General features: G+C 64.0%; 11 protein-coding genes. 10 read left to right on the top strand and 1 reads right to left on the bottom strand.

Features of this window, described 5'->3' with window-relative positions:
• Window positions 1-226: 226 nt before the first annotated feature.
• Window positions 227-997 (bottom strand): ParA family protein, encoded by a 771-nt coding sequence (locus tag FIV38_RS15740; RefSeq protein WP_029296134.1) that lies wholly within the window; start codon window positions 995-997, stop codon window positions 227-229.
• 348 nt (window positions 998-1345) lie between these two features.
• On the opposite strand from FIV38_RS15740, the gene FIV38_RS15735 reads away from it, so the two are divergent.
• The 10 genes from FIV38_RS15735 (at window position 1346) to FIV38_RS15690 (ending at window position 9401) form a co-directional block, all read left to right on the top strand.
• Entirely contained in the window at window positions 1346-2065 is a 720-nt protein-coding gene (locus FIV38_RS15735) for a beta-ketoacyl synthase chain length factor (RefSeq protein WP_029296132.1), read from the top strand.
• A complete protein-coding gene (locus tag FIV38_RS15730; protein WP_029296130.1) occupies window positions 2041-2853 on the top strand; it encodes a lysophospholipid acyltransferase family protein in 813 nt (270 codons plus the stop codon). Before FIV38_RS15735 ends, FIV38_RS15730 begins: the two co-directional genes overlap by 25 nt.
• Window positions 2831-3100 carry a phosphopantetheine-binding protein gene (locus FIV38_RS15725; RefSeq protein WP_070996513.1) on the top strand — a complete coding sequence of 90 codons (270 nt, stop codon included), beginning with the start codon at window positions 2831-2833 and terminating at the stop codon, window positions 3098-3100. Before FIV38_RS15730 ends, FIV38_RS15725 begins: the two co-directional genes overlap by 23 nt.
• Before the next feature lie 9 nt (window positions 3101-3109).
• On the top strand, window positions 3110-3364 hold the full coding sequence (locus FIV38_RS15720) for an acyl carrier protein (protein ID WP_003209389.1): 255 nt from the start codon (window positions 3110-3112) through the stop codon (window positions 3362-3364).
• Entirely contained in the window at window positions 3361-3906 is a 546-nt protein-coding gene (locus FIV38_RS15715) for a COG4648 family protein (RefSeq protein WP_092232950.1), read from the top strand. The genes FIV38_RS15720 and FIV38_RS15715 overlap by 4 nt, the downstream gene beginning before the upstream one ends.
• On the top strand, window positions 3903-5573 hold the full coding sequence (locus FIV38_RS15710; protein WP_092232947.1) for an acyl-CoA synthetase family protein: 1671 nt from the start codon (window positions 3903-3905) through the stop codon (window positions 5571-5573). The genes FIV38_RS15715 and FIV38_RS15710 overlap by 4 nt, the downstream gene beginning before the upstream one ends.
• Window positions 5574-5785: 212 nt before the next feature.
• Window positions 5786-6520 (top strand): glycosyltransferase family 2 protein, encoded by a 735-nt coding sequence (locus FIV38_RS15705; RefSeq protein WP_092232944.1) that lies wholly within the window; start codon window positions 5786-5788, stop codon window positions 6518-6520.
• The gene (locus tag FIV38_RS15700) at window positions 6517-7455 is read left to right on the top strand and encodes an LpxL/LpxP family acyltransferase (RefSeq protein ID WP_092232941.1); all 939 of its coding nucleotides are present in this window, start codon (window positions 6517-6519) and stop codon (window positions 7453-7455) included. Before FIV38_RS15705 ends, FIV38_RS15700 begins: the two co-directional genes overlap by 4 nt.
• A complete protein-coding gene (locus tag FIV38_RS15695) occupies window positions 7436-8980 on the top strand; it encodes an HAL/PAL/TAL family ammonia-lyase (protein ID WP_029296116.1) in 1545 nt (514 codons plus the stop codon). Before FIV38_RS15700 ends, FIV38_RS15695 begins: the two co-directional genes overlap by 20 nt.
• Window positions 8973-9401 (top strand): acyl-CoA thioesterase, encoded by a 429-nt coding sequence (locus FIV38_RS15690; RefSeq protein ID WP_029296114.1) that lies wholly within the window; start codon window positions 8973-8975, stop codon window positions 9399-9401. Before FIV38_RS15695 ends, FIV38_RS15690 begins: the two co-directional genes overlap by 8 nt.
• The last annotated feature ends 20 nt before the right edge of the window (window positions 9402-9421 follow it).

Below are 9421 nucleotides of genomic sequence, written 5' to 3'. Positions count from 1 at the left end.
AATAAGACGAATACGTTGTACCAGATACACCGCAGCGGCTGGTTTTGGGGCTGCTTCGCAGCCCAGCGCGGGGCAAGCCCGCTCGCCACAGGGGAGTTCGTCAGTTTCTGAAAGTTGTGTAGATACCTATGCCGCGATGGCGAGGGGCAGCTTGATGGATATGCAAGCTGGCACACCGTCATCGCAGGCAAGCCAGCTCCCACATAGACCGTGTTCACCCTTCAGATCAGGTGTTTTCCAGCAGGTTGTGCAGCTCCACGAACTGTCGGGTCAGTTTGTGGCGCGGGTCGAGGTGGATCAGCGGTTTGCTTTCCTGGTGGGACTCGCGCATGCGCACCGAGCTGGCCAGGTACACCGGCAACACCGGTAGGCCTTCGGCAATCAACTCGTCGAGCATCTGCTGCGGCAGGCTCGCCCGGGCCTGGAACTGGTTGACCACGATGCCTTCCACTTCCAGGCCTTCGTTGTGGTCGTCCTTGAGTTCTTCGATTTCCGCCAGCAGGCCGTACAGCGCCTGACGCGAAAAACTATCGCAATCGAACGGGATCAACACGCGATCAGCTGCAATCAGCGCGGAAACCGCATAGAAGTTCAGGGCCGGCGGCGTATCCAGGTAAATCCGGTCGTAATCCTCGGCCAATTCATCAAGCAGTTTTCGCAGCTTGTTGATCTTGTGCTTGGCCTCAAGCTTGGGCTGCAGGTCCGCCAGTTCCGCAGTGGCGGTGATCACGTGCAGGTTGTCGAATGGGGTTTCGTAGATATCCACCTGGTTTTTCTTCGAAAACGGCCCGGATGACAGGGTCTGCTTGAAGAAATCGGCAATGCCCATGGGGATATCGTCCCCCGTCAGCCCCGTCAGGTACTGGGTCGAGTTGGCCTGTGCATCGAGGTCCACCAACAGGGTTCGATAGCCTTCGCTAGCGCTGACCGCCGCCAGGTTGCAGGCGATGCTGGATTTGCCAACGCCGCCTTTTTGATTGAACACCACGCGCCGCATGGAAAAACCTCCGTGTATCAATGAATGCCCGAGTGTAGAGGGCAAAAGCGCCCGCTCGCTACCTTGATCAAGCATGTACTACAGCATCAGAGGATCGATCCCGCATAACTATCTCGTATTACGCCAACCAACACAGACCTGCCTGACACCAAACACCTACAGCCATTGGCGGAGAATCGATGATTCATTTCGCTGACTTTGTAATATCTCGTGAACAATTCCTTACCAAAGTTTGCTAGAACCCCACCGCACCGGGATAATGCGCGCCACTCGGCCATCGCGCCATGTCCCGCCATTGCGGGGCAAACTGCAGCACAAGGAAGCCCGCAGGGGCGGGAAATCTTCTCAGTGATCAATTTCAACATCGCCCAATGGCGCGCCTGGGCCCCTGGGCTCGACAGCGTGGATGCCTGGCGCGACTGGTGCCAGGCCCCGACGTTGCTGGCCCAAAGCGATGCCGCGCCCGATGTGTCGTTCCTGCCGGCCATGCAGCGCCGGCGCCTGAGCCGCCTGGCCCGGATGGCCTTCAGCGTCGGCTGGCCCTTGGCAGAAGGCCTGCAGGACCTGCCGCTGGTGTTTGTTTCACGTCATGGCGAAACCCCGCGCACCCTGGATATCCTCAGCGACCTGGCCAATGACCAGCCCCTGTCGCCCACCCAGTTCAGCCTGTCGGTGCACAATGCGGTGATTGGCCTATGGTCGATCCTGCGCAATGAAACCAGCGAAATGACCGCCCTGGCAGCGGCAGGCGACGGCCTGGAGCACGGCATGCTCGAAGCGGCGGCCCTGCTCAACGAAGGCGCGCCGGCCGTGCTGTTGGTGATTACCGAAGAACAGCCACCCCCGGCCTACACGCGCTGGATCAATGATGTGCCGTTCCCCTATGCCCTGGGCCTGCTGCTGACCCCAGGCGACGAATGGCAACTGGCGCTGCACACCGCAACGGTCCAACCCACCGAGACCCAGTGGCCCCACGCCCTGAACCTGCTGCGCACCCTGCTCGACGAGCAAGGTGCCTGCCAACATGCCTGGAAGAACCGAGTATGGAACTGGCAACGCAAACCCTGACCGACAAGCCCCGGGACGCCTACTACTGGCGCCTGTTCGCCACGGCGGCCAGCTTCGTGCTGTTCGGCCTGGGCGGCTTGTGCCTGCGCCTGCTGGTGTTTCCACTGCTCAGCTGCCTGCCGGGGGACGCCCAGCAACACCAACGTCGCGCGCGCCTGACCATCGGGCGGTTGTTCTGGTTCTTTATCAACATGATGTACCGCGCCGGCATTCTGACCTACAGCGTCGAAGGCGCCGAAAAACTCGGGCGCCCCGGGCAGATGATCATCGCCAATCACCCGTCGCTGATCGATGTGGTGGTGCTGATCGGCCTGGTGCGCCAGGCCAATTGCGTGGTCAAGCAAAGCCTGTGGCAAAACCCCTTCACCCGGGGGCCGGTGAGCGATGCCGGCTATATCAGCAACGACGGCAGCATCGACATGCTCGATGCGGCCGCAGGCGCCCTGCGTGACGGCCAGACCCTGATCATCTTCCCCGAAGGCACCCGCACCGTGCCAGGCGCGCCGCCGGCCTTTCATCGCGGGGCCGCCGCCATCGCCCTGCGCGGTGCGACAATCATCACCCCCGTGGTGCTCAAGGTCAGCCCGACCACGCTGACCAAGGCCGAGCCCTGGTATCGCATCCCCAACCGCCGCTTTCACTTCAGTTTGCAGGTGGGGGCCGATATAGACCCACAGGTGTTTGCCTCACAAGGGCCCGCACCCCAGGCCTCACGCAAGCTCAACGATTACCTGCATCACTATTTCATTAAGGAGCTCGCCGAAGATGAGCAACCCCAACAGCCTTGAGCACGACATTAAAACCCTGATCATCGAGGCCCTGGGCCTGGAAGACATCGACGCCAGCGACATCGGCAGCGAGCAAACCCTGTTCGGCGAAGGCCTGGGCCTGGATTCGGTAGATGCCCTGGAATTGGGCCTGGCGATCCAGAAAAAGTACGGTATCAAGATCGATGCCGACGCCAAGGACACCCGCAATCACTTTATCAACGTGGCCAGCCTTGCGGCGTTCGTCACGGCCAGACAGGCAGCTTGAGACCCGACCATGCAAACTCGTGACGATATCTTCAACACCCTGCGCGACGCCCTGGTGGAACTGTTTGAACTGGAGCCGGAGCGGGTCACCCTCGACGCCAACCTGTACCAGGACCTGGAAATCGACAGCATCGATGCGGTGGACCTGATCGACCATATCAAGCGCCAGACCGGCAAGAAAATCGCCGCCGAAGAGTTCAAGGCCGTGCGTACGGTCAATGACGTGGTCGAGGCGGTCTACCGTCTGGTCCAACCGGCCGCATGAGCCGGCTGATCGGCCTTGGCCTGTTGCTGGTAGGGCTGCTGTATCCTTTTGCGGTGTATTACGGCACGGAGCATTTCGCGCCCTGGCAATTCGGCCTGCTGCTGGCCTGCCTGTGGCTGTTGCGCGCGCTGACCGGCGCACGGCGCCCCGGCAGTGGCTGGATGGCCTTTGTCGCGGTGGTGTTTTGCCTGCTGCTGGCCTGGTTCGACAACCCGCAACTGCTGCGCTGGTACCCGAGCCTGGTCAGCACCTTCATGCTCGCGCTGTTCGGCCTGAGCCTGAAATACGGCCCGCCGATGGTCGAGCGCCTGGCGCGCCTGAGTGACCCGCATCTGCCGCCAAAGGCTATTGCGTACACGCGCCAGGTCACCGTGGTATGGAGTGTGTTTTTCTTGTGTAACGGCCTGCTCGCCGCCGCGCTCACCCTGTGGGCACCGCTGAGCTGGTGGATGTTGTACAACGGCCTGATCGCCTATGGCTTGATGGGCCTGTTGTTTGCCGTGGAATGGCTGGTACGACAAAGGGTTCGAGGCCGCGTATGAATTGGGTCAATCTTGAGCATCTGTTGCTTGAGCCTGTGGAACTGCGTTCGGTCACCACCGAACCTGCGATGAACCACGCACAGCTGTGCGAACGGGCCCTGAGCCTGGCGGCCGGCCTGCAAGCCCGCGGCATCCAGCGCCTGGCGGTGCACTTGAACGACGCCGGCGAGCTGGCGATTGCCTTGCTGGGCGCCTGGCAGGCCGGGGTCAGCGTGTTGCTGCCCGCCGACCTGCAACCCCAGACACGCCAACGCTGGGCCGCTGATGTTGACGCCTGGCTGACCGAAGCGGGCGACCTGGATGCGCTCTACCAACCGCCGCTGGCCGCCGCCGCCCTGGACCTGGACGCCTGCCGTTTGGGCCTGTGCACGTCCGGCTCCAGCGGCGAGCCCAAGCGCATCGACAAGACCCTGCGCCAACTGGCCAACGAGGTGCGGGCCCTGGAAGCCTTGTGGGGCGCCGACCTGGGCCAGGCGTGCATCATCGGCAGTGTCGCCACCCAGCACATCTATGGCCTGCTGTTCCGCGTGCTGTGGCCGCTGTGCGCCGGTCGCAGCTTTGTGCGCCAGCAACTGCCATTCCCCGAAGACGTGCAGCGCATCAGCCGCCAGCACCCGCATTTTGCCTGGGTGGCCAGCCCGGCCCTGCTCAAACGCATGGGCGATAACCTCGACTGGGCGGCCTTGAGCAGCGTCAAGCGCGTGTTCTCCTCCGGTGGTGCGCTGCCCATCGACGCGGCCAACAGCCTGCACCAACGCCTGCAGCAGTGGCCGACCGAGATCCTCGGCAGCTCGGAAACCGGCGGCATAGCCTGGCGCCAGGGCCAAACGCCCTGGCAGCCGTTTGCCGATGTGTGCCTGAGCCAGGATGCCGAGGGCGCCTTGCGCATTGCCTCGCCGTACCTGCCGGCCGGGCATGTCGAACAGACTGCCGACGCCGCCCAGATCTACGCCGACGGCCGCTTCGAATTGCTCGGGCGCCTGGATCGGATCGTCAAGCTGGAAGAAAAACGCATCTCCCTGCCCATGCTCGAACACGCCCTGGCCGAGCACGCGTGGGTTGCGGAAGCGCGCCTGGGGGTGGTCCAGGAAAACCGCGCATCCCTCGGCGCCCTGGTGGTGCTCAGTGGCGACGGCCTGCACGCCCTGCGTAACCAAGGCCGGCGCAGCGTCACCCAGGCCCTGCGCCAACACCTGAGCCAACACTGCGAAGCCCTGGCCCTGCCCCGTCGCTGGCGCTTGTTGCGGCAGCTGCCGTTCAACCCCCAGGGCAAACTGCCCCAGGCGCAGATCGAAGCCCTGCTACTGGCGCCGCGCCCCAAGGCCCCGCAAGTGCTGGCGCAAGTCGAGACTGACGGCGAATGGACCCTGCAACTGAGCATCCCCCCGGACCTGGCCTACTTCAGCGGGCATTTCCCTCACACGCCGGTATTGCCGGGGGTGGTGCAGGTGGAATGGGCGTTCAACCTGGGCCAGCAATTGCTCGACCTGCCGCCGACGTTTGCCGGCATGGAAGTGCTCAAGTTCCAGCAACTGGTACGCCCTGGCGACGTGATCGAACTGCACCTGCGTTTTGATCGCGAGCGCGGCAAGTTGTACTTTGCCTATCGCAACGACAGTGCGGCGTGTTCCAGTGGGCGGGTTTTGCTGGAGCAACCCCATGAGTGAGCCCCTGTTCCCGCGGCTAATGGGCTTGTTGTGGCGAGCGGGCTTGCCCCGCGCTGGGCTGCGCAGCAGCCCCAAAACCGGCAACGGGATTCTGTCTGAAAAACCGCGTAGGCCTTTCTGGGGCTGCTGCGCAGCCCAGCGCGGGGCAAGCCCGCTCGCCACAGCCACAGCCATAGCCCCATCCACCTCCCTACACCGCAAGCAGGCCTGTCATGCATAACCCCTGCGCCCTGATCCCGGTCTACAACCACGAAGCCGCCGTGCCCGCCGTGGTCCGTAGCCTGCTGGACCACGGCCTGCCCTGCCTGCTGGTGGACGATGGCAGCAGCCCGGCCTGCGCGGCGGTGCTGGCGCAACTGGCCAGCCTGGATAACGTGTCGCTGCTGACCCTGCCCGTCAATCAAGGCAAGGGCGCAGCCGTGATGGCCGGCTTTCGCGAAGCCGCGCGCCTGGGCTTTACCCATGCCCTGCAAGTAGACGCCGACGGCCAGCACGACCTGCGCGAAGTCGCGCTGTTTCTCGACGCCTCGCGCACCCACCCTGATGCGGTGATCTGCGGCTACCCCGAATACGACGACAGCGTGCCCAAGGGCCGTCTCTACGCCCGTTACCTGACCCACTTCTGGGTATGGATCAACAGCCTGTCCCTGCAAATCCGCGATTCGATGTGCGGCTTTCGCATCTACCCCCTGCCTCCGGTGCTGGCGCTGATGGACTCGGCGCAGATCGGCAAGCGCATGGATTTCGACTCCGACATCCTCGTGCGCCTGTCGTGGCGCAACCAGCCGATGCGCTGGCTGCCGACCAAGGTGCATTACCCGGCCGATGGCCTGTCGCACTTTCGGCTGGTCCACGACAACCTGCTGATTTCGTCGATGCACACCCGGCTGTTCTTCGGCATGTTGATGCGTGCGCCGTTGATTCTGTGGCGACGGTGGCAGGCATGAGCAACAGCCCCCGGCATTGGGCCGACCGCCAGGAGCGCGGCAGTTTCTGGCTGATGAAGCTCACCGCGTTCGCCGCCAAAGTCCTCGGGCGCCGGCTGCTGAGCCCGTTGCTGTATGGCATCGTGCTGTACTTTTTCCTGTTTGGCCGCACCGCGCGCCGGAGCATCTGGCAATACCAGCAGCGCCTGGCCGACTGGAGCGGGCGCGACGACCTGCGCCCCAGCCACACCAAGGTCTTCGGCCAGTTCATGGCCTTCGCCGACGCCTTGCTGGACAAGCTCGATGTGTGGAACGGCAAGCTGCGCCTGGAACAGATTGAAATCATCGACCCCGCCCAACTGCGCGGGCAACTGCGCGGCGAGCGCGGGCAGATGCTGGTGGGCGCCCATCTGGGCAACCTGGAAGTGTGCCGCGCCCTGGCGGAACTGGGCGAGAAAGTCACCATGAACGTGCTGGTGCATACCAAGCATGCCGAACAGTTCAACCGCCTGCTGGGCGAAGCCGGGGCGAGTAACCTGCGGCTGATCCAGGTCAGCGAACTGGACCCGGCGGTGATGCTGCTGCTCAGCCAGCGCCTGGACGACGGTGAATGGCTGGCGATTGCCGGCGACCGCATCCCGCTGCATGGCGGGCGCACGGTGCGCGTGGACTTTCTCGGCCATGACGCGGCATTCCCCCAGGGCCCATGGCTGCTGGCCGGCCTGCTCAAATGCCCGGTCAACCTGCTGATGTGCCTCAAGCACCAGGGGCGCTATCGATTGATCATCGAGCCCTTCGCCCAATTGATCGAATGGAAACGCAGCGACCGCCAGCACGTAATCGCCCACTCGACCGCCCGCTATGCCGAGCGCCTGGGCCAGTTCTGCCTGCAAGCGCCCCAACAATGGTTCAACTTTTACCCTTTCTGGAAGACCGATGACGACGCATCTGCTTGAGCCGGTAACCTTCGGCGAACTCCCTTTGCGCATCGAAGACGTGCTGGCCCTGGCCAACCGTCAGGCGCCTACCCGCCTGCAAGACGATGCCGGTTACCGCCAGCGCATCGCCAAGGGCGCGCAGTTCCTCGATTCGCTGCTGGACAAGGAAGGCGTGATCTACGGCGTGACCACCGGCTACGGCGACTCGTGTGTGGTGGCGGTACCGTTGCAGCATGTCGAGGCCTTGCCGCGTCACCTGTACACCTTCCACGGCTGCGGCCTGGGCAAGTTGCTCGACGCCCAGGCCACCCGTGCGGTGCTCGCGGCGCGCTTGCAGTCGCTGTGCCATGGCGTGTCCGGGGTACGGGTTGAACTGCTGGAGCGCCTGCATGCGTTCCTTGAACACGACATCTTGCCGCTGATCCCCGAAGAGGGCTCGGTGGGCGCCAGCGGCGACCTGACGCCGCTGTCCTACGTGGCCGCAACCTTGTCCGGCGAGCGCGAAGTGTTGTTCCACGGCGAGCGCCGCCAGGCCGCCGACGTCCACCGCGAGCTGGGCTGGACACCGTTGGTGCTGCGGCCCAAGGAAGCTCTGGCACTGATGAACGGCACCGCAGTGATGACCGGCCTCGCCTGCCTGGCCTTTGCCCGCGCCGACTACCTGCTGCAACTGGCCACGCGTATTACCGCGTTGAACGTGGTGGCGCTGCAAGGCAACCCGGAGCACTTTGACGAGCGCCTGTTCGCCGCCAAGCCGCACCCCGGGCAGATGCAGGTTGCGGCCTGGCTGCGCAAGGATTTGGCCATCGACGCCCCGACCGCGCCGCTGCACCGTTTGCAGGACCGCTACTCGCTGCGCTGCGCGCCCCACGTCCTCGGTGTGCTGGCCGACAGCCTGAACTGGCTGCGTTCGTTTATCGAGATCGAACTCAACAGCGCCAACGACAACCCGATCATCGACGCCGAAGCCGAGCGCGTGCTGCACGGTGGGCATTTCTACGGTGGGCATATCGCCTTTGCCATGGACAGCCTGAAAAACCTGGTGGCCAACGTCGCCGACCTGCTCGACCGGCAACTGGCACTGCTGGTGGACGAGCGTTACAACCATGGTTTGCCGAGCAACCTGTCGGGCGCCCCGGCGGATCGCGCGATGATCAACCACGGTTTCAAGGCTGTGCAGATCGGCACCAGCGCCTGGACCGCCGAAGCGTTGAAAAACACCATGCCGGCCAGCGTGTTCTCGCGCTCCACCGAGTGCCACAACCAGGACAAGGTGAGCATGGGCACCATCGCCGCCCGCGATGCGATCCGCGTGCTGGAGCTGACCGAACAGGTGGCCGCCGCCACCTTGCTCGCCGCCAACCAGGGCGTGTGGCTGCGCGCCCAGGTTGAAGATGCACGGCCATTGCCGCCGGCCCTGGCGGCCATGCATATCGAGCTGGCCAAGGACTTCCCGCCGGTGATTGAAGACCGCGCCCTGGAAGGCGAACTGCGCCTGTGCCTGCAACGTATCGCTGCGCAACACTGGAGGCTGCATGCGTAGCCCCGGCGTATTGCACAGCGACACGCAGATCCTCGTGCCGTTCTTCGACATCGACACGATGAACGTGGTCTGGCACGGCCATTACGTGAAATACCTGGAAATCGCCCGTTGCGCGCTGCTGGACAAGCTCGGCCACAACTACACGGCGATGCTCGAATCCGGCTATGCGTGGCCGGTGATCGACATGCAACTGCGCTACGTGCGTGGCGCCACCTTTGGCCAGACCATCAACGTGCGCGCCAGCCTGGTGGAGTGGGAGAACCGCTTGAAGGTCAACTACCTGATCACCGACCTTGCCAGCGGCGAACGCCTGACCCGCGCCAGCACCGTGCAAGTCGCCGTCGAAATCGCCAGCCGCGAAATGCAGTTGGCCTCGCCCAGCGTATTCACCACCGCCGTCGAAAGGGCCCTGAAATGCTGACCCCTGTGGGAGCGGGCTTG

The sequence above is a fragment of the Pseudomonas proteolytica genome (assembly GCF_007858275.1).
Lineage (GTDB): Bacteria > Pseudomonadota > Gammaproteobacteria > Pseudomonadales > Pseudomonadaceae > Aquipseudomonas > Aquipseudomonas proteolytica.
Note: the sequence above shows the minus strand (reverse complement) of the source record. Positions and strands in the feature narration are given on the sequence as shown.